Here is an 18449-nt window from a genome sequence, read left to right as displayed (position 1 = left end):
TTCCGTTCCAATCAACAATAACCATTAACATGGCCAAACAAAAAAAGCACAGTGCCGGCGCACGTGCTCTAAATTCTTGTCACATTCCCTGCGCTGGCATTATCCAACAGGTTCACACGGTCTGCAGCGGGATAGCTGCACTCTCAGCCGGCGTCCGCCAGCTCCCGGTTCACATTTTAGTTGTATTCAAATTGTACCTTGTATGTTTGAAATTTTCAATCTTTTGACAACCCGGCTGAATTTTAATAGGAAATCCCTCACCAATTGCAGGCAAAAGCGATTTTAGCGTGAAACTATCATTCTATAAACTTGGATATGCTTCCTGCTCTTGATAATATCGTGATAATTTCATAATCATTGCACCCATCCGCTCAAGTTCAGGCACGATCATGCGGGACACTCCTTCTTCCGTCAGCGCTTCCGCTGTCACTTTTCCCACTGCTCCGGCTAACGTATCAGAAGCAAAAGCAGCAAGCAGTTCATCCTTACGTCCTGTCTCTTTTGCATAATGGAATAAAAAACGAACTTGCACAGCTGTCGTAAAGCAGACGGCGTCTACCTCTTTGTCAATGATTTCATTCAGTGCTTTTTTCACCACTTCTTCTTCAGGAGCATGATGACGGTAAGGTAGCAAGCATTGAACAACTGCTCCTTTTCCTTCTAAAAATGCGATTAATGACGGTGCATTTTCTCCATGAAGCTGAACAGCCACGCGTTTGTTGGCAAAGTCTTCTTTTTCCAGTGCTCGGATCAGTCCAGCTGTCGTGCCGTCATCATCCACTGCAAGCGGTACAATTCCCAGTTTCTTTAAAGCGGCAAAAGTTTTGTATCCCCTGGCAGCCGCTTTTGCTCGTTGGATCACTTGTAAGAATTCTCCTTGTACTCCTATTTTTCCAGCTGTTTCGACTAACGCCTCTGTACCGATGCCTGTTGTAAAAATGACCCAGTCGGCCTGGCTGCTGATCAACTCTTTGATTTCCCCGCCGACCTGATCTTCCGCCAAAAATGCTGTTCCCTGTAACGGACGGACAAGCGATGCTCCTCCTTGTTTTTCAATAATTGCGCTCATTTCTTCTGTTTTTCTAGAGCCGGCAATAACAATTCTCTTTCCTTCAAGCCCTTTTCCCATCTCTCTTTCCCCTCTCATATGATCTATGATTCTATCATAACACAAAAACCCCACTAAATCGCTAGGTATACAGAGATTCAGTGGGGGTTATTTCTTTATTGAGCAATGTTGACAAACATATCCTCTAACTTCGGCTCATTTTTGATGAGTCCAGCTTTTTTCATCCAGTCACTCGTTTCTTGCCATGGCTGCTTTGACTGGCTGCCAAATCCTTCTTCTGATTTCATTTTTGGAAGCAGGATACTAAGGCTTTGTTTTTCTACTTCTTCAACAAGCGGAAAGTTTGCTTCATCTTGTTTGCTTAATAAAATCTGCAGCGCTTCATCCGGGTGTTCTTCAGTAAAAGCAAAGCCTTTCTCTGCAGCCCGCCAAAATGCTTTAATCGTATCTTGCTTCTCTTCCCACGTTTGATCACTTGTTACAGCTACAAGTTCATAAAAGCTTGGTACACCGTATTCTGTTGGATCAAAGTTACGCGTTTCAAAGCCTTCATGTTTCAATAGAGGGACTTCATGGTTAATGTAAGCACCCACGACTGCGTCCGCTTTTTTCGTAGTAATAGCTGAATTTAATTCAAATCCTACGTCCAGCATCTTTACTTTTTCCGGATTTCCTTTATCCTTCTCAACCATCGTATCGATAATCGCTTCGTTTAACGGGATACCCGTAAAGCCGACTGTTTTTCCTTCCAAATCTTTTGGTGTCTTAATCGGGCTGTCTTCTAGAAACATTACGTGGTTTAACGGCGAACGGACGATAGCGCCAACGGACTTCACATTTACCCCCTGGTCCGTCCTTGCCATGATGACATCAGGCTGATAAGAAATGCCAAGCGTTACTTTCCCAGCAGCGGCTAAAGTAATCGGGTCTGTCGGATTTGCTGGAAATTGAATATCGACATTGATTCCTTCTTCTTCAAAATAACCTTTTTCTTCTGCTGCATATAAAAAGCTGTGAACGGCATTTGGGTACCAATCAAGCATAATCGTGACATTTTCTTTATCTTTCGCCCCCTCTTCTGCTACTGTTTCTTTTTTATCCGTACCACCGGCATTACAGCCTGCAAGCAGTACAGCGAGTATAAGTACTAACCACTTCTTCATCCTGATTTCCTCCATTTTAATGATCTATTTTCTATGATTTTGACGATGATGAACAACACAATGCCAATAGCTGATAACAACACGATAGGCGCGAAAACCGCAGCTCCATCAAACTGTGTCATCATTCGCCGGCTGAAATACCCAAGCCCAGCCTGCGCCCCGAGCCATTCGCCGATTGCAGCACCGATCACACTTAATGTAACAGCTACTTTCACTCCCGAATAGAAGTGCGGCAAAGAGGATGGAACGAGCAATTTGATAAAGACCTCTTTTTTCCCCGCACCCATTGTCATCATTAGTTCTTTCAATTCTTTACTCCCAGATTGCAGTCCATCATATGTATTCACCGTGATAGGAAAAAACGTAATCAACACAGTTACGACTACCTTGCTCCAAATGGAGTAGCCGAACCAAAGAACAAAAATCGGCGCAAGTGCAATGATCGGAATCATCTGTGAGGAGATAATAATCGGGTAAAGCGCTTTTTCCACAGTCGGACTGATGCTCATCCAAACAGCGATCCCCGTTCCTAATAAAATAGAAATAGCCAGGCCTATGATGATAATCGCCAGCGTAGCAGGCAGATGTTCGAACAATAGCGGCTCTTTCAATTCCCATAACTTACTGAGAACGCCTGTCGGCGGCGGAAGAATAAACATCATGTTCATCCCCCGCGCTGCAGCTTCCCAAATGAACAGAAAAGCCGCAATTAATAAGGCTGCCGGCAGCATTCCTTTTACCTTTCTCACACTGTCACCTTCCCTCTCAGCTGCTCAAGCAAATGCTCCCTTAGCTCAATCATGTCCGGTTGATTTAAGTCTTGTAAATCTCTCGGTCTCGAGAGGGGCACGTTGACTTCTTCAAGTGTGTGAACAGGTTTTTCAGAAAAAACGAAAATGCGGTCAGATAGAAAAAGCGCCTCATTGACATCATGTGTAATAAATATGATCGTGTTTTTTCGTTTCTCCCACTGAGCCATCAGCCATTCCTGCATTGACAGCCTCGTAATGGCATCAAGTGCACTGAAAGGCTCATCAAGCAATAGTACATTGGAGCCGCTTAACGACGTACGCAAAAAAGAAACGCGCTGCCTCATGCCTCCTGATAATTCATGAGGAAAGCGATTCTCCATTCCAGCTAATCCGAATTCTTCAAGAAGAGGAACAATCTGTTTCCGGGCTTCTTCTTTATGAATGCCTTTTAATTCAAGGGGCAGGGCTGCATTTTCGAGAACCGTCCGCCATGGCATCAATAAATCCTGCTGAGGCATGTACCCGGCTTTTCCAAGCCTGCTTTCATGTATCTGTCCATTAATAAAAATCTTTCCTTCATCGGGATCTTCAAGTCCGGTAATTAATCTGAAAAGTGTACTTTTTCCTGACCCGCTCGCACCTACAATCGTAATAAATTCCTGATCATAAATATCTACATTTAAAGATTGAAGAATAGGGACAGAGCGCCCCTGCTTTTTTTCTTTATAGGAAAAAGTCACATTCTCAAACTCTAGAACTTTTTTATTCATCTCCAGGCCACATTTGCTCATTGTATGCCATATCCCAGAACATATACTCATAGCGGGTCGTATTTAGAAAGATTTCTTCCAATCGATCAAGCTCTTCTTCACTCTTTCCGGCTGTGTGTTTATCTAATAGTTCGATGCACCATACAGCCAGCTCGCCGAACTCTTTCGATGAGTACATTTTTATCCAGTCACCATACAGCTCATGTTCACTTGCACCTGGAATTTCATTCAGTTCCTTTCCAATCTCCCAGTAACTCCATGCACACGGCAACAGTGCAGAAATCAGCTCAGCAAGGGTCCCATTCTGACTGACATGGAGCATATAATGTGTATACGCAAGTGTAATTGGAGATGGCTTCGCCTGCTCCAGCTCTTCCTCTGAAATACCAAACCTAGCTGCATACTGGCGGTGAAGCGACATTTCGAAATTAAGAGTCTCATTCAATAAGGACGCAAACCTTCCCATCGTCTCCACATCCGTCGCTTTAACAGCTCCAAGCGCAAACACCTTGGAATAATCGATTAAATATAAATAATCCTGAACCATATAAAAACGGAATTTCCGCTGATCAAGCGTTCCATCGCCGATCCCCTTTACAAAAGGATGCTTATGATTTTGCCTCCAGATCGGTTGTAATTTCTCATGTAACCTTTCACTAAACTTCATTGATATACACTCCTTAGAATCTATTAATTGCAATGCCTAACTGCCTAGAAATGCGTATAGACGTTTGTTCATACATTTGCATGCGTTGTGCATCATTCCGGATTTTTTGTTCACACTTTTAAACCTTTATCCATCGTTAGAACAATAAAAAAACTGCTTCTCACAGGGAGAAGCAGTTTTATAAGTTCTTATTTTGCTGCAATGACAAAAAGAATTGCAGCTTAACATACTCACAATGCCTCTTCCCTACGCTGGCATGACCCAGTTCAGGTAATAAGGGTTAAGGTATTTCACCTTTCTCAGCTTATTAAAGCACCCCCAAGGATCAAACTATTTAATTAGACTTTACTTAGTTGTAACATACTTATAGCCTTACATCAATAAAATTCTGAATTTTTAAATAAATTAAAGCGATCATTTTATTTATCATTCACATGTATATTAATAGAAAGTTCATTTGCGGAAGGAGCTATGCTGCTGTGTATTATTTTTATCCGTATGGGCGTCCCTATGCTACTACATTTACAAATTATGATCTTCACCAAGCATTCATAAGACCTTATCCTACAGTCAATACAGTCTTCTTTAAACAGTCTGCCCAATCAATGAAAAGGCTCTTGAATGAAACAACTCTGCTTCTAAACAAGATAACGACTGACAATGATTTTGCCTTTCGCTTAATGGCTGCTGCTCAATCTTCTAACCGACAAGAAGTAGAACGGCTCATCCGATCGTCCGGAATGCTCACAAAAGCGGCTATTTCTTTTAATCCAGATTTTTTTCGGCTTGAACTACAAACAGATTCAGGGAATTTGCAATGTTGTAAGCTGGCCGTTTCGATTCGTTGGAATCAATGATTAGGACGATATTTCCAGACTTTCATTTTGACGATCCGTTTCACTAAAACAAGGCCAATCAATGATCCGGAAAGACTGCTGACAAGAAACGCAGGCAAAAAGAAAAAGGCGCCGACTGTCGTTCCCATCAAAATTTTTGCATAAGGCACAGCGAATAAAGAAGCAATTAGTCCCGTACCAGTTATTTCTCCAATAGAAGCCCCCCAAGCATGTCTCGTTTTTTGATAAATATATCCGGCAAGAAAAGCTCCAATCATTCCGCCTGGAAAAGCTAATAACGAGCCTGTCCCCATAAGGTTTCGAAGCAATCCAGTTACAAATGCGATAATAACCGCAGGCCCTGGGCCGAGCAGCACACCGGCCATCACATTGACCGCATGTTGAACAGGATATGCTTTGGCTATTCCAGCAGGAAACCAAATAAGAGAAGAGCCGAACGTCGCGATGGCCGTAAATAAAGCCATGTATGCCAGTTTTTGCACTTGGTTCATATACATTCCTCCATTATAAAAAGCCGAACCCTTATCTAGGCTCGGCTTTTGTAAGTGAAATAGTTTATGAATATACTACTTTCCTACGCTGGCATCACCCAGATCAGGTTCAAAGAGTTGAAAAACAATTCGCTTTTCTCTCAGCCTTTAACAGGCACCTCTAGTAGCTTTCCTATTAAGTTCATTTTCTATTATAGAATGAATTATATTGAATGGGAAGGTCTTGGCAGTGTAATTTTTCATTTATTGCGACATCTTCTTATATAAAGGCTTTGTTGATTCTCGCCTTCCTCGGGTGGTCCGGGAGCCTCCTCGCCGCTATCGCGCCTTCGAGGTCTCATGTGAACGCACAGTCTCCCGCCTTCCTCCAATCCACAATAGTGATTGACATAACCTATATAAAAAGCATGAGTACGGCTACCTGTGTCTTGCTTCTCTAAACCGTCGGCTTACTTCATCCCAGCAGACAACATTCCACCAGTTCTCTATATAATCCGCTCTTTTATTTTTATATTTTAAATAATAGGCATGTTCCCACACATCAAGAACGAGGAGCGGAACAATATCCCACTGACTTAAGTTTTGATGTTTTTCCGCTTGCAATATTTCCATCCGCTGTGCCTGCGGCGCCCACACAAGGATGGCCCAGCCTCCGCCTTCCACATGCTGCGCTGCTTGTGAAAATTGATTTTTAAATTCAGCGAAACTGCCAAATGAACGGGACATCTCACGCTCTAGCTCTCTTGATGGCTTTCCTCCTCCCTGTGGACACATCACTTTCCAAAAAATCGAATGCAAATAATGGCCTGCACCGTTGAACGCAAGCTCCCTTTCCCAATGTTTAACAAGCTGAAAATCATTCACTTTCCGTGCCTTCGCTAATTCTCGCTCTGCTTTATTTAAGCCATCTACATAGCTTTGGTGGTGCTTATCATGATGAAGCCGCATCGTTGGTTCATCAATATATGGTTCCAGTGCATTGTACGGATAAGGAAGCGGAGGAAGCCGATGACCGCCGATTGGAACTTGTTCCACTCTGTTCTCCTGCCCCTCCGAATCACAATCTGTAAACAGTTTTTCATGAAACTGTTGCCATTCTTGTGCCAATGCCCGAACCTCTTTTTCTACTTTATAACATTCTGTCTCATTAAGCGGCCCTGATAACCACTCGTCAATCTTTTCAATTTGTTCTTCCCAGTTTTTAATGAGTGCAGGATCGATAACTTCATTCTCCCAATTCGATAAATCATCACACCACTTTTTCGCTTCTTGCAAATAATGCTGGTACCGCTCCAACTAAACTCCTCCCTTCACCTGCTATTCTCAACATATGCATGCGCGGCATTTACGTTCTTATCGTCTTTTCCAAGCTTGATTATTTCTGATTCTTCCATTTCAAAAAAGCTGTCTGGCAGCCAACATACAGTTGACTGCCAGACAGCTTCTTAAGTGGGATATCCCTTCATCTCTCCCTGGTTTCTAAAAGCCTGTGCACCGTTCTCCTCAAAATCATAAAGAATGTACTTTTTCTTTCAACGTGAACTTTTTGACTGCTTCCAAATCCATATCGTAGCCAATCCCTGCTTGATCCCTAACTTGTATGACACCACCCTGTACAGTTACTTCCGGCTGAATAATATCCCTCTCCCAATAACGCGAAGAAGCTGCGGTGTCTCCCGGCATCGTAAAATGACTCAAAGTCGTAAGCGCAATATTATGCGCTCTTCCCACTCCCGCTTCCAGCATGCCTCCACACCAGACAGGTATACTGTTCTCCTTACAAAGATCGTGAATCTTCTTAGATTCTGTTAATCCGCCGACACGGCCAATTTTGATATTAATAATTTTACAGCTTCCAAGCTGCAGGGCTTTTCGCGCATCTTCATAAGAGTGGATACTTTCATCTAAACAAAGAGGCGTCTGCAATTCTCTTTGAAGCACAGCATGATCGACAATGTCATCCGATGCAAGTGGCTGTTCAATCATCATTAACTGAAACTCATCCAACTTCTTTAGTTCTGGAAGATCTTCCAGCCGATAAGCTGAATTAGCATCTGCCATCAGCAGAATATCTGGAAAAGAACAGCGGATTTCCCTTATGACATCAACATCCCAACCTGGCTTAATTTTTACTTTTATTCGTTTATATCCCTCGTCTACATGTGTTTTTATAATATGTAAAAGGTCATCAACGGTTTCTTGAATCCCGATACTAATCCCAACATCAATCGTTGTATTTTCTCCCCCTAAAGCTTGATAAAGCGGAATGCCTTTTCTTTTAGCATATAAATCCCAAACGGCTCCTTCGATCGCGGCTTTCGCCATATTATTTTTTTTGATTGGTTCAAATAAAGAGGTAATTTCATCTGGATGGGAGATATCTTTGTCTTTTAATAAAGGAATTAAGAAGTCTTCTATCATGTGCCAATTTGTTTGGAGTGTTTCCTCACTATAAAAAGGAGACGGAAAAGCAACGGACTCCCCCCAGCCAGACAAACCTTCTTCATCTTTCACCTCTACTAAAATAAACTCTTTGTTTTTCATTGTTCCGAAGCTCGTTGTAAACGGGAACTTCATTTCCATTTGTAAATGACGCAGTACGATTTCTTTTAATTTCATTGTTTTCTTCCCTTCTCGGCGTTCAATAGATGAACCTCATCACCTTGCCGTTTTCCTCACCCTCTCCTCTTATTGTACATAAAAAGAAAACAGACTGCCAAAAAGTCAATACTCCGCTGACTTTTAGACAGTCCCAAATAATATCTATGCCAGCGGCTTTTCTTCCTCTATAATTTCTTTTATCAGAACATTACGCTTTGCCATTTCTTCTATATATTTATCTCCTGGAACGATTTGCTCCGGCGGGTAGACACCGGTCTTGTCAATCGTTCCCTCAGCAATCATTTGTGCAACAATGGAAATCGTATTTGCCGTCGCTCTAGCCATGGCGGTTACGTTATGAACCGTATCCTTATATGTCGTCATTTCATATGTGCAGGCCGTCTTCCTTCCATCCTTGATTCCCTTTGTCTCTACTCTTAACAGAACAACATCTACTTTGTCTTTTAAATCGACAATTGGATCAAGTGCTTTCAACAAAACATCACGCGGTCTCACTTGAGTGCCGTTTACTTCTACAAAATAATCAGAGCGGGTTAAGTTTAAATCAACGAGCAATTTAAATTTTTCTGCATGCCCCGGATAGCGAATGGTTTTGTATTCTAAACACTCAAGATGCGGATACGAATATGAAAGTGTCGATGTTCCACCTGCTGTATGAAATGCCTCGAGCGGGCCAAACTTCTCAAAATGAATAGTTTCTATTTCAGACAAAGAAGGAATCTCTTGTTTTTTTCCACTCCTAATAATAAGAGATGGGTCTGTGTAATGATCGAACACTCCCTCCATCGAAAACACATGATTGTATTCAAATGGCGGTTCCGGGCGAAGCGGAATGCCTCCTACGTACAATTTAATCGATTCGACTTGATCAAGTTTGCCGGCACCATATCCCGCCAAAATATTAATCATCCCCGGTGCGACACCAAGATCCGGAATCAGCGTCACTTTAGCAGCTTTCGCTTCTTCCTTCATTTCCAACACCCGATCCGTTGCATGACCGATATGCCCGCCGAGATCGACCGAATGTACACCCGCTGCGATGGCCGCTTTAGCAACATCTACATTGAATGAATAAAATAACGCATTAATCGCAACATCATGCTTCTTCATTAAAGCAACGAGCTGATCTGTATTTGAGGCATCAACGAAAATCGCGCTTAGTTTTGGGGATTGCAGAACCCGGCAAGTTTGTTTCGCTTTTTCAACATCATAATCAGCTAATGTGACCTTAGCTACCCCTTTACATTGGACTAAATCCCTTGCCGCTTCTTTTCCCATTAGCCCCGATCCTAGTACGAGTACTCGCATGTTTCATTCCTCCCCATTTGGTTATTATTCTGTTTATGTAGTAGTATATGAAAGAAAAACCGGTTTCTTGATTCCTGTATGAAGACACAAGTAAAAACAGCTTCCTCTGACGCAGGAGGAAGCTGTTTTTACTTGTGTCTGTTAAATAATATTGTCGATTTAATAACAGTTAAGTTCGGTCACCTGGTACATCACAGCCTTCATCTGTGCAAACCGTGTCAGGGGCACCATCCCCAGATAGGTCTTGCAGCACCGGTTTCTCGTTTTCTTCTTCCCATACTTTTTGCAAAGCAGCAGTAAATGCTTCAACCGGCTGTGCTCCAGAAATAGCATACTTATCATTAAATACAAAAAACGGAACACCTTGTACACCAATCCTGCGAGCCTCTTCTTCATCTATCCGCACTTCTTCAGTCAAACGGTCAGTTGCCAAAAATGAAATCACTTCTTCTTTATTTAATCCGGCCTTCCCGGCGATTTCAGCCAGCACAAGATGATCACTTATGAGCAGAGAATCAGTAAAATACGCTTGCAGCAGCCGTTCTGTTACTTCCGCTTCTTTGCCTTTTTCCTCCGCAAGTTTCGCAAGACGATGGGCATCTAGCGTGTTTGCCGGCTTCATCTCATCAAAATTAAATGTTAAGCCGGCTAATGCCGCCTGTTCACCAACATTTTGATTCATTGCTTTTGCCTGTGCAATGCTCATCCCATATTTTGCAGCAAGCGCTTCATGAATACTTTTGTCCGTTTTCTTTGCAGCATCCGGAGCCAGCTCAAAGCTTTTAAACTGAATCGTTACTCCATCTTTGTGAGGAAACATGTTCAGCGCTTCTTCTAATCGACGCTTGCCGATATAACAGAACGGACAAACAAAATCTGACCATACACTAATTTTCATTATTACACCTCTTTTGAGAAGTCTTTGTTAGCCCCCTTGTTGATTTCCGCGAGAGTCTCGCGCCCTCCGCTCTAATCATCAAAGAGACAAGTCATTCACATAGCCCTTAAGAAAAAAGAGAGGAGTACGTATACTCCCCCCTTCTTCATTTATATTTATTCGTCAACTACTGTAACGCGCTCCATCACGTCGCCATTTTTCATTGCACGAACAGCTTCCAGACCAGAAGTTACTTTTCCGAAAACAGTATGTACTCCGTTCAAATGCGGCTGCGGCTCGTGAACAATAAAGAACTGACTGCTGCCGGTATCCTTGCCAGCATGAGCCATAGACAAGCTGCCTGCTTCGTGCTTATGCGGGTTTCCTTCTGTTTCACATTTAATCGTCGTTCCGCTTCCTCCCATTCCTGTGCCAGTCGGATCTCCTCCTTGGCTCACAAAGCCTGGAATGACGCGATGGAATATAACGCCGTTATAAAAACCTTCATTCGCTAACTTTTCAAAGTTCGCCACTGTATTTGGCGCTTCGTTAGGATATAATTCAAACTCAATTGCTTCTCCATTCTCCATTACAATCGTTCCTTTTTTCGCCATAAAAACCTCTCCTTTTTTACATAAAATGTTGTCAGTGTCTATCATACCGGACGAGCGATATAAAGGAAAGTAAGAGGTCTCAGTCATAAGGCAATTTGTAATATCCACATATACATCATTAGTATCTCTTGGCAAAATTAAGAAATTCTATTATTATCTTACTTTGAGGATAAAACGATATAACCTTTTTCTCATGAATGAAAGAAGGAAGTAATTCTATGAAAATATCTTTAAAATATTTAATCTTATTAGTTGTCCTCTTTTCCGTATTGCTCACACTTTTCAGCAGTTTATATGCCGGTTATCAGTTGGAAAGAGAAACACTAATCGAAAATACATTGGAAACAAATCGCGTATATGCGGAGAAACTGGCCAATACGACAGATGATTATTTAACATTCACTTTGCAGACATTAAAAATCAGTTCTGAAATCCTCGCTCCTTCTATGAAGAGAAATGAAGAAGCCCTTTTAACTGAAGTCAATCAGTTAAAATACCAATCGAATATGTTTAATTCTGTCGCTGTCGCTGATCAAACCGGTACTGTGATAGCTGTTTCACCTGAGAGTTTAGAAATTAAAAACAAAAAATTAAATTCCCCGGCAGCACTTCAAGCATTGAATGAAAAAAAACCGCTCATTTCTAAACCTTTCATATCAATCACTGGGCGGCTCGTTATTTTCATTTCACATCCCATCTTTGACCAAAAAGGGGATTATCTTGGTTTTGTAGGCGGAACGATTTATTTGAAAGAAAAAAGCATTTTAAATGAATTGCTGGGTGAACATTTTTATGATGATGGATCTTATGTATACGTTGTAGATGGTGATGGGAGGATTATTTATCATCAATCCCCTGACCGTATTAATGATGATGGTTCTACAAATCCTGTCGTTCAAAAGCTGATGAAAGGAAAAAACGGAGCCCAGCGAGTAATTAACACGCAGGGAAAAGATATGCTGGCAGGGTTTGCAGCGATTCCTACAGCTGAATGGGGGGTGGTTTCGCAGCGCCCCTCTGCCATGGCTCTCGCTCCTTCAAATGCCATGATAAAGAGCATGATCATAACTGCCTTGCCGCTCATTCTTATATCATTAATCATTATCTCACTTCTCCTAACAAAGATTATCCAGCCTTTGCAGCAACTTGCTTCATTAGCCGAACATAGCTCCCAGCATGATCAGAAACAAGATATTGCAAACATTCATGCCTGGTATTATGAAGCCATTCAGTTGAAAAAGGCACTACTGAGCAGTTTTCGCATTCTTCACGAAAAAGTAAGCGATTTTCAGCAGCAATCATCCACTGATCCTCTCACCGGACTACGCAATCGGAGAGCAATGAGTGAACATCTTGCTACACTAGCAGAGGGAAAGCGTCCTTTTGCTGTCATCCTTTTAGATATTGATTACTTCAAGAAAATAAATGACACATACGGACACGGGGTTGGCGATGAAGTGCTTATTTTCCTTGCCAGACTCATGAAAGAAACAGTCCGAGAAGGAGACATCTGCTGCCGTTATGGAGGAGAAGAATTTCTAATCATCCTTCCAGAAGCGGACACTTCATTAGCCGAACATGCAGCGGAAGAACTGCGGATTCACTTAGAACAAACGATCAGTCCAACTAGTGAAGTCATTACCATTTCAGCGGGAGCAGCTGCCTTTCCTAATGATGCGTCTACTCCTGCTGAACTAATTAACTTAGCTGACCAGTGCCTCTACCAAGCAAAACAAACGGGCAGAAACAAGGTCATCATACCGACCTTCTGATCACAAAAAAGCCTAAGACCAAAGGGGCCGCCCTCATAATAACAATACAATGGCTGGTGAAATGAGTAACAGCCATCTAATATATTATACGAGGAGTAAGACCTGGCCCTTTTGAGTCAATGCTAGGCTTCTAAACCATCCTTATATCCCTGCCAATATTCTTTTTGCTTTTTGCTTCTTATCCGGTTTTATAGCCCACAGTGTATAAAGAGCGGCAAACAAGCTTAAAACCGCAAACACGAAATATAAAAACCCAGGAATACTTTTTAGTAACACTGCTGTGAGAGGCGGGCCTGCTGCTACTCCTAAAAAACGCATGCTGCTATAAAAAGAGGTAATCGTTCCTCTTTCTTCTTTTGAAATGCCATCTGTAATTAGCGCGTCCAAACAAGGCAAGGAAAGACCGATTCCAATACTAGCTGCTGTCAGCAGCATAATCATGAAAACTAGTCCTATCTCCTGATTTATAAAAGCAAGTGCTATGGCTCCACCTCCGTTGCTAAATAATATAATGGAGCGCATGGTGGTTTTGTTACCGCCAATTTTCTTGCCGCACATGTAAGAAGCCAAACAAAGGAACAGCAAAGGGATCGCCAAAATGAACCCTTTCATAATACCCGTAATGTCATATTCACTTTCAAGGAGTGTCGATAAATGAAATAAAAAACTAAACAAAATAAACATATTCACACAGCCGATAACAAATACAGCCACCAGCCAGCGTCCATTGTGTTTAAAAGTATCTTTCATACCATCAATAAATTGCCGAAAGCTCTTTTTTTGCTTTTCTCCGCTATTTTCGGGTGTCCTTACAAATTTCATAATGAGAACAAGTGAGAGGAGAGAAAGTATAGGAATAGAAACAAACGGAAGATACCAGATCACCACTGCCAGCGCAGCCCCCAAAATAGGGCTTAACACTTTCCCGAACGTATTAGCTGTTTCAATAATCCCTAATCCTTTGCTCATTTCTTTTTCTTCCTTAAACATATCGCCGACCGTCGGTAAAACAACAGGAAAGGCACCAGCGGCACCGGCTCCCTGCAGAAACCTGCCAACTAGAATCATTACATATGGATCTTCCAATTTCCAGGCGGCCCATGCGGAAATAACTCCGCCTGCCGCAGCTAGAATTAAACTAGGTATCATAACTTTCTTTCTGCCGATCCTGTCAGATAAATACCCCGCTAGTGGAATAAGTACAATGGCAATTACTGAGTAAACAGTAATAATTAAACTGGCTTGAAACGCGGAAATACCCAGCTTCTTTTCCATAACCGGCAAGACGGGGATAAGGGCGGAATTCCCTAGTGTCATGGCTAACGGTATCGATGCTAGTGCAAAAAGATCCCACTTTTTTTCCTTCATAACGATCCTCCATTGCTTAAAATAAAATACCTAACACAGGAAGGTATTTCTTGTGATTACTGTCTCCTTCTATAGGGGAAATATACTGAACCCAAAACAACTAAAATTAAAATTAGTTAGTCCATATCAAAAAGCCTCATCCCTGCAGCTGCATAGCAGGAATGAGGCTTTCATTGGACTAACTTCAGTGCCCGGCCCCTCGAGGTTATAAGATGCACTGATTGCATGGCTGAAAAGTGCCATTTCATCAGTTCGGCTTATACTGGCCGGGGCTAAGAAGGCGCTTACGCTTTTCTTAGTTGATCGAGTGCTTGTTTTAGATCTTCCCAGATGTCTTCTTTAGCTTCGAGGCCGATGGATAGACGGATAAGCTCATCGGATATCCCCATTTGATTTCTCATTTCTTCAGGGATTCCTGAATGTGTCATCGTTGCCGGATGCTGAATCAGTGTTTCGGCATCGCCGAGACTTACCGCTATGTTGATAAATGATAAATCATTAAGCAGTTTTTGTGCCTGTTTTTTGCTGCCGTTAATTTCAAATGAGATTAAGCCGCCGCCCTTTCTCATTTGCTTTTGCATAATTTTATAATCATGACTTGCCTCATCACCTGGATAGAATACGTTCTTCACGGCTGGATGCTTTTTCAATTGTTCGACAATATAGGCCGCATTCTCGCAATGACGATCTAAGCGGACATGTAAAGTTTTCAATCCTCTTAACAAAAGCCACGCATCGAACGGGGAGAGCACACCGCCCACATCTTTTAACGTCGTTTTGGCAATTGTATTCATCATTTCTTTCGTTCCTGCTGCAAGGCCGGCAATCACATCTCCATGACCGCCAATGTATTTCGTGGCGCTATGCAAAACAATATCACAGCCGGATTTCAACGGCTGCTGCAAGTAAGGAGAAGAGAATGTGTTATCCACGACGACCGGGATACCGTGTTTCTTTGCCGTCTTCGCTACTAGCTCTAGGTCAATTAATTTCATCGTCGGGTTGATTGGTGTTTCTACATAAATACAAGTCGTTTCAGGACGAATTTGCGCCTCAATCTGCGCTTCTGTTTCCATCGCGCAAAAATCATGGGTAATTTGATACTTTTCGGCCATTAATTCCAGCAGGCCGAACGTACATCCATAAATTCCTTGTGAACATAAAATGTGATCGCCGCTCTTTGTTAAGGCGATTAAGATGGCGGAAACAGCTGCCATTCCCGAACCGAAAGCAAGCCCTGCTTCTGCCCCTTCAAGCTCAGCAATTCTTTCTTCTAATGCCCGCACCGTCGGATTTCCGATTCTTGAGTAAATATAGCCGTCTTCTTCCCCAGCAAAGCGCCTCTCTCCTTGCTCAGCGCTGTCAAATGAAAAAGTAGATGTTTGAAAAATAGGAGTGGTGAGACTGCCTAAATGTTCTTTTGCATCGTAGCCCGCATGAATCACTGCTGTTTCAATATTTTTGAACTTTTCTTTCATGTTTTCCGCTCCCTTAACTAAGTCGTACACTTAAAAATTTCCATTCATTTTTATTTTATATCAAAATTGTAAATTTGACATTGTTTTCTCCTATTTAAAAGGCTATGTTAAACTCCCCTGCTGATTTCCACTCCAATCGACAAAGGGCAAAATCAATAATAACGATTAACACAACTTTAAAAAAAGAGGTTAACTCAACTCCTTCTTGGTTTTGAGTTAACCTTTCTTGTCTAGTTTTCATTCATTGATAGCCAGTCATTTTCACTTTTTTTCGTACTTCTGCGATATTTTTCATTTTATTATCCCAGCAGGCCTGGCTTAAATCAACAGGGTATTCTTCAGGATTAAGCGACCGCTTATTCTCTTCCCACAGCAGCTGTAGATTTTCTTTGGCAAATGCTTGGATTTCCTTGATGTCCGGCTGAACGTACACCAGCTGCCCTTCCTTAAAGATATATTCATGCAGTTCTCTTACTTCAAAGTTCGTTACAAACTTGCTGATGAACGTATGCACCGGGTGAAACATTTTCAGTCGTTCTTCTTCCGCTGGATTTTCATATTCCATCGCTAAATAATCGCCTTCCGACTTGCCATTTTGCTTGTTAATAATTCGATATAGACGCTTTAGACCAGGGGTTGTCACTTTTTCCGGGTTTCCGGAAATTTTAATCGTATCTTCCATGATTCCTTCTTCATTTTCAATGGAAACGAGCTTATATACAGCCCCTAAAGCTGCCTGATCAAAAGCTGTGATCAGCTTCGTACCAATTCCCCAGCCATCAATTTTGGCTCCTTCTGTTTTTAAGCTCATGATAGTGTACTCGTCTAAATCATTAGATGCAATAATTTTTGTATGGTGAAAACCGGCAGCATCAAGCATTTTTCTTGCTTCTTTTGATAAATAAGCTAAATCGCCGCTATCTAAACGAATCCCTACAAAATTAATGCGGTCCCCTAGTTCTTGTGCTACTTTAATGGCCGTTGGTACACCTGATTTTAACGTGTCATACGTATCCACTAAAAACACACAGTCTTTATGGCGCTCAGCATATTTGTGAAATGCCGTATATTCATCTCGATACGTCTGAACAAGTGAATGGGCATGTGTGCCAGAAACCGGGATGCCAAATAATTTTCCAGCTCTAACGTTGCTCGTACTGTCAAAGCCGCCGATATAAGCGGCTCTCGTTCCCCAAATAGCAGCATCAAGTTCATGAGCCCGGCGGCTGCCAAATTCCATGGCTGTTTCTTCACCAACCACTTGTTTAATCCGGGAAGCTTTCGTTGCGATCAACGTCTGATAATTAACGATATTCAGCAAAGCCGTTTCAATAATTTGCGCCTCAGCAAGCGGAGCTTCTACTCTCAGGATTGGCTCGTTTCCAAACACCATTTCTCCTTCGCGCATCGCTTTGACTGTGCCGGTGAATGTCATTTCTTTCAAATAAGCAAGGAATTCTTCTCCATAGCCTAACTCATCACGCAAATAGTCAATATCACTCGCTGAAAATTTGAAATTCTTTAAATAATCTATGATTCTTTCTAACCCTGCAAAAATGGCATACCCGTTACCAAACGGAATCTTCCTAAAATACAATTCAAACACAGCTTTCTTTCCGTGAATGCCATCCTTCCAGTAAGTTTCAGCCATATTGATTTGATATAAATCTGTATGTAAAGCCAATCCATCGACTTCAAAACGTTTATCCATGTTCGTTCCCTCCACAATTCAATCGCTCTTGCTGCTAAACAATCTCAAAATGCCGCAGCGGTCTATTTAGTCCATCTTTTATGTGATGTTTTTCACTTATAAATGCTCTTAATGGGGCTATATTCATTGAATCGATACAATGTCGTTTTAAACTTAGAATTCCTCTGTGTTGTTTTAGGTTTCCCATCTTCATCAAGTACTTTCTCTAGAAATGGGAGTTTCGGTGCTTTGCGCCAAAAAAACGGCTCGGATTTTACCACTTCTTCTACAAGCTCTCCCGATACACATAAAACAATATGACGAAGTTCCGATAATGTAAATTCGGCAGGAAGGAATTCTTTTGCAAGTGTTGTTTGCAGCATTTCGAGCTGAATTTTCTTTAATGCATCCTTAATAATGAGTTTATGATCAAAAGCAAGCGCCAGCTCAAGCGCTTCTTGAATGTTAAATAATTGAATATCCATTGCATCATCGCCTGCTCTTCTGTCCGCTAACAAATGTTCCGGCACCGCTGCATAATGAGCATTGGAAATCAGCCATCCCCGCGGGTCACGGCCGTCCTTATCATACACCGCATAATGCTTTAAATGAATACCGCTTAAACCCGTTTCCTCTTCTAACTCTCTCATCGCCGCTTCAAGTGCTGTTTCATCCGGTCCAACAAATCCTCCCGGTAATGCCCACTTGCCGCCTTCAATGTTCGGCTTTCCTTCACTGTTCTTCAAAGCTCTCTTAATAAGCAGCAATTGAAGCGAGGTGTCGAATGGTGCACCCTCATCCTGCTTAATCGTAAAAATAACAATATCACTTGTGTATCCATCAGGTGTACGATACTGTTTACTATCATACTCCTTTAACGCTTCTTTGTGGGATATAAATTGATTCAACGTCTATTTTCACCTCAGTTATTATCCGCAAAGTATTAATGAT

The 18449-nt window shown here is 42.0% G+C and carries 17 protein-coding genes and 2 riboswitches; of the genes, 2 read left to right on the top strand and 15 right to left on the bottom strand.

Translation table 11 applies throughout. From position 1 onward, the window contains the following. Positions 1-301: 301 nt before the first annotated feature. The 5 genes from QYG89_RS03770 to tenA all read right to left on the bottom strand — a co-directional run bounded on the left by QYG89_RS03770 (position 302) and on the right by tenA (position 4421). On the bottom strand, positions 302-1129 hold the full coding sequence (locus QYG89_RS03770; protein ID WP_404314723.1) for a uroporphyrinogen-III synthase: 828 nt from the start codon (positions 1127-1129) through the stop codon (positions 302-304). Positions 1130-1224: 95 nt separating this feature from the next. Beyond that, entirely contained in the window at positions 1225-2232 is a 1008-nt protein-coding gene (locus tag QYG89_RS03765; RefSeq protein WP_404314721.1) for an ABC transporter substrate-binding protein, read from the bottom strand. After that, positions 2229-2963: an ABC transporter permease gene (locus QYG89_RS03760; RefSeq protein ID WP_404315613.1), complete on the bottom strand. Its 735-nt coding sequence runs from the start codon at positions 2961-2963 to the stop codon at positions 2229-2231. The genes QYG89_RS03765 and QYG89_RS03760 overlap by 4 nt, the downstream gene beginning before the upstream one ends. 14 nt (positions 2964-2977) lie before the next feature. After that, positions 2978-3754 (bottom strand): ABC transporter ATP-binding protein, encoded by a 777-nt coding sequence (locus QYG89_RS03755; protein ID WP_404314719.1) that lies wholly within the window; start codon positions 3752-3754, stop codon positions 2978-2980. Beyond that, entirely contained in the window at positions 3747-4421 is a 675-nt protein-coding gene (gene tenA, locus QYG89_RS03750; protein ID WP_404314717.1) for a thiaminase II, read from the bottom strand. The genes QYG89_RS03755 and tenA overlap by 8 nt, the downstream gene beginning before the upstream one ends. A gap of 226 nt (positions 4422-4647) precedes the next feature. After that, positions 4648-4751, bottom strand: a riboswitch (TPP riboswitch). A 149-nt stretch (positions 4752-4900) separates the two neighbouring features. Here tenA and QYG89_RS03745 point away from each other — a divergent pair. Further along, positions 4901-5278 (top strand): hypothetical protein, encoded by a 378-nt coding sequence (locus QYG89_RS03745; protein WP_404314715.1) that lies wholly within the window; start codon positions 4901-4903, stop codon positions 5276-5278. On the opposite strand, the gene thiW is transcribed toward QYG89_RS03745, so the two are convergent. The 6 genes from thiW to QYG89_RS03715 all read right to left on the bottom strand — a co-directional run bounded on the left by thiW (position 5272) and on the right by QYG89_RS03715 (position 11190). Beyond that, positions 5272-5769 carry an energy coupling factor transporter S component ThiW gene (thiW, locus tag QYG89_RS03740; RefSeq protein WP_404314713.1) on the bottom strand — a complete coding sequence of 166 codons (498 nt, stop codon included), beginning with the start codon at positions 5767-5769 and terminating at the stop codon, positions 5272-5274. The two genes, QYG89_RS03745 and thiW, sit on opposite strands and share 7 nt — an antisense overlap. A 63-nt stretch (positions 5770-5832) precedes the next feature. Then, positions 5833-5941: riboswitch (TPP riboswitch) on the bottom strand. 245 nt (positions 5942-6186) lie between these two features. Beyond that, complete coding sequence (locus tag QYG89_RS03735) at positions 6187-7065, bottom strand: superoxide dismutase (RefSeq protein ID WP_404314711.1); 879 nt, start codon at positions 7063-7065, stop codon at positions 6187-6189. Between the two features lie 213 nt (positions 7066-7278). Beyond that, on the bottom strand, positions 7279-8388 hold the full coding sequence (gene menC, locus QYG89_RS03730) for an o-succinylbenzoate synthase (protein WP_404314709.1): 1110 nt from the start codon (positions 8386-8388) through the stop codon (positions 7279-7281). A 144-nt stretch (positions 8389-8532) separates the two neighbouring features. Then, positions 8533-9699 (bottom strand): saccharopine dehydrogenase family protein, encoded by a 1167-nt coding sequence (locus QYG89_RS03725; protein ID WP_404314707.1) that lies wholly within the window; start codon positions 9697-9699, stop codon positions 8533-8535. Between the two features lie 169 nt (positions 9700-9868). After that, positions 9869-10597, bottom strand: a complete 729-nt coding sequence (locus QYG89_RS03720) for a DsbA family oxidoreductase (protein WP_404314705.1) — start codon at positions 10595-10597, stop codon at positions 9869-9871. A 155-nt stretch (positions 10598-10752) separates the two neighbouring features. Beyond that, on the bottom strand, positions 10753-11190 hold the full coding sequence (locus QYG89_RS03715; RefSeq protein ID WP_404314703.1) for a peptidylprolyl isomerase: 438 nt from the start codon (positions 11188-11190) through the stop codon (positions 10753-10755). 218 nt (positions 11191-11408) lie between these two features. Here QYG89_RS03715 and QYG89_RS03710 point away from each other — a divergent pair, with 218 nt between their 5' ends. Next, positions 11409-12962: a sensor domain-containing diguanylate cyclase gene (locus QYG89_RS03710; RefSeq protein WP_404314701.1), complete on the top strand. Its 1554-nt coding sequence runs from the start codon at positions 11409-11411 to the stop codon at positions 12960-12962. Positions 12963-13103: 141 nt separating this feature from the next. Here QYG89_RS03710 and QYG89_RS03705 read toward each other — a convergent pair whose 3' ends face one another. From QYG89_RS03705 to QYG89_RS03690, 4 genes are all read right to left on the bottom strand, one after another. Beyond that, positions 13104-14330 carry an MFS transporter gene (locus QYG89_RS03705; protein ID WP_404314699.1) on the bottom strand — a complete coding sequence of 409 codons (1227 nt, stop codon included), beginning with the start codon at positions 14328-14330 and terminating at the stop codon, positions 13104-13106. A 284-nt stretch (positions 14331-14614) separates the two neighbouring features. Further along, complete coding sequence (megL, locus tag QYG89_RS03700; protein ID WP_404314697.1) at positions 14615-15808, bottom strand: methionine gamma-lyase; 1194 nt, start codon at positions 15806-15808, stop codon at positions 14615-14617. A 241-nt stretch (positions 15809-16049) separates the two neighbouring features. After that, complete coding sequence (locus QYG89_RS03695) at positions 16050-17519, bottom strand: nicotinate phosphoribosyltransferase (RefSeq protein WP_404314695.1); 1470 nt, start codon at positions 17517-17519, stop codon at positions 16050-16052. A gap of 92 nt (positions 17520-17611) precedes the next feature. Beyond that, positions 17612-18406 carry an NUDIX domain-containing protein gene (locus QYG89_RS03690; RefSeq protein WP_404314693.1) on the bottom strand — a complete coding sequence of 265 codons (795 nt, stop codon included), beginning with the start codon at positions 18404-18406 and terminating at the stop codon, positions 17612-17614. Positions 18407-18449 lie beyond the last annotated feature (43 nt).

Source organism: Bacillus lumedeiriae, assembly GCF_044891285.1.
In the GTDB taxonomy this organism is placed as follows: domain Bacteria; phylum Bacillota; class Bacilli; order Bacillales; family Domibacillaceae; genus Pseudobacillus; species Pseudobacillus lumedeiriae.
The sequence above is the reverse complement of the archived record's forward strand: the minus strand, read 5'-3'. Positions and strand labels throughout refer to the sequence as shown.

Bases quoted from the DNA above. Each gene is read 5' to 3' on its own strand.
- megL (WP_404314697.1), bottom strand. From the start codon at position 15,808: ATGAAAGAAAAGTTCAAAAATATTGAAACAGCAGTGATTCATGCGGGC.
- thiW (WP_404314713.1), bottom strand. From the start codon at position 5,769: ATGAACCAAGTGCAAAAACTGGCATACATGGCTTTATTTACGGCCATC.
- QYG89_RS03760 (WP_404315613.1), bottom strand. From the start codon at position 2,963: ATGCTGCCGGCAGCCTTATTAATTGCGGCTTTTCTGTTCATTTGGGAA.
- QYG89_RS03715 (WP_404314703.1), bottom strand. From the start codon at position 11,190: ATGGCGAAAAAAGGAACGATTGTAATGGAGAATGGAGAAGCAATTGAG.
- QYG89_RS03695 (WP_404314695.1), bottom strand. From the start codon at position 17,519: ATGGATAAACGTTTTGAAGTCGATGGATTGGCTTTACATACAGATTTA.
- QYG89_RS03720 (WP_404314705.1), bottom strand. From the start codon at position 10,597: ATGAAAATTAGTGTATGGTCAGATTTTGTTTGTCCGTTCTGTTATATC.
- menC (WP_404314709.1), bottom strand. From the start codon at position 8,388: ATGAAATTAAAAGAAATCGTACTGCGTCATTTACAAATGGAAATGAAG.
- QYG89_RS03710 (WP_404314701.1), top strand. From the start codon at position 11,409: ATGAAAATATCTTTAAAATATTTAATCTTATTAGTTGTCCTCTTTTCC.
- QYG89_RS03705 (WP_404314699.1), bottom strand. From the start codon at position 14,330: ATGAAGGAAAAAAAGTGGGATCTTTTTGCACTAGCATCGATACCGTTA.
- QYG89_RS03765 (WP_404314721.1), bottom strand. From the start codon at position 2,232: ATGAAGAAGTGGTTAGTACTTATACTCGCTGTACTGCTTGCAGGCTGT.
- QYG89_RS03755 (WP_404314719.1), bottom strand. From the start codon at position 3,754: ATGAATAAAAAAGTTCTAGAGTTTGAGAATGTGACTTTTTCCTATAAA.
- QYG89_RS03725 (WP_404314707.1), bottom strand. From the start codon at position 9,699: ATGCGAGTACTCGTACTAGGATCGGGGCTAATGGGAAAAGAAGCGGCA.
- tenA (WP_404314717.1), bottom strand. From the start codon at position 4,421: ATGAAGTTTAGTGAAAGGTTACATGAGAAATTACAACCGATCTGGAGG.
- QYG89_RS03770 (WP_404314723.1), bottom strand. From the start codon at position 1,129: ATGGGAAAAGGGCTTGAAGGAAAGAGAATTGTTATTGCCGGCTCTAGA.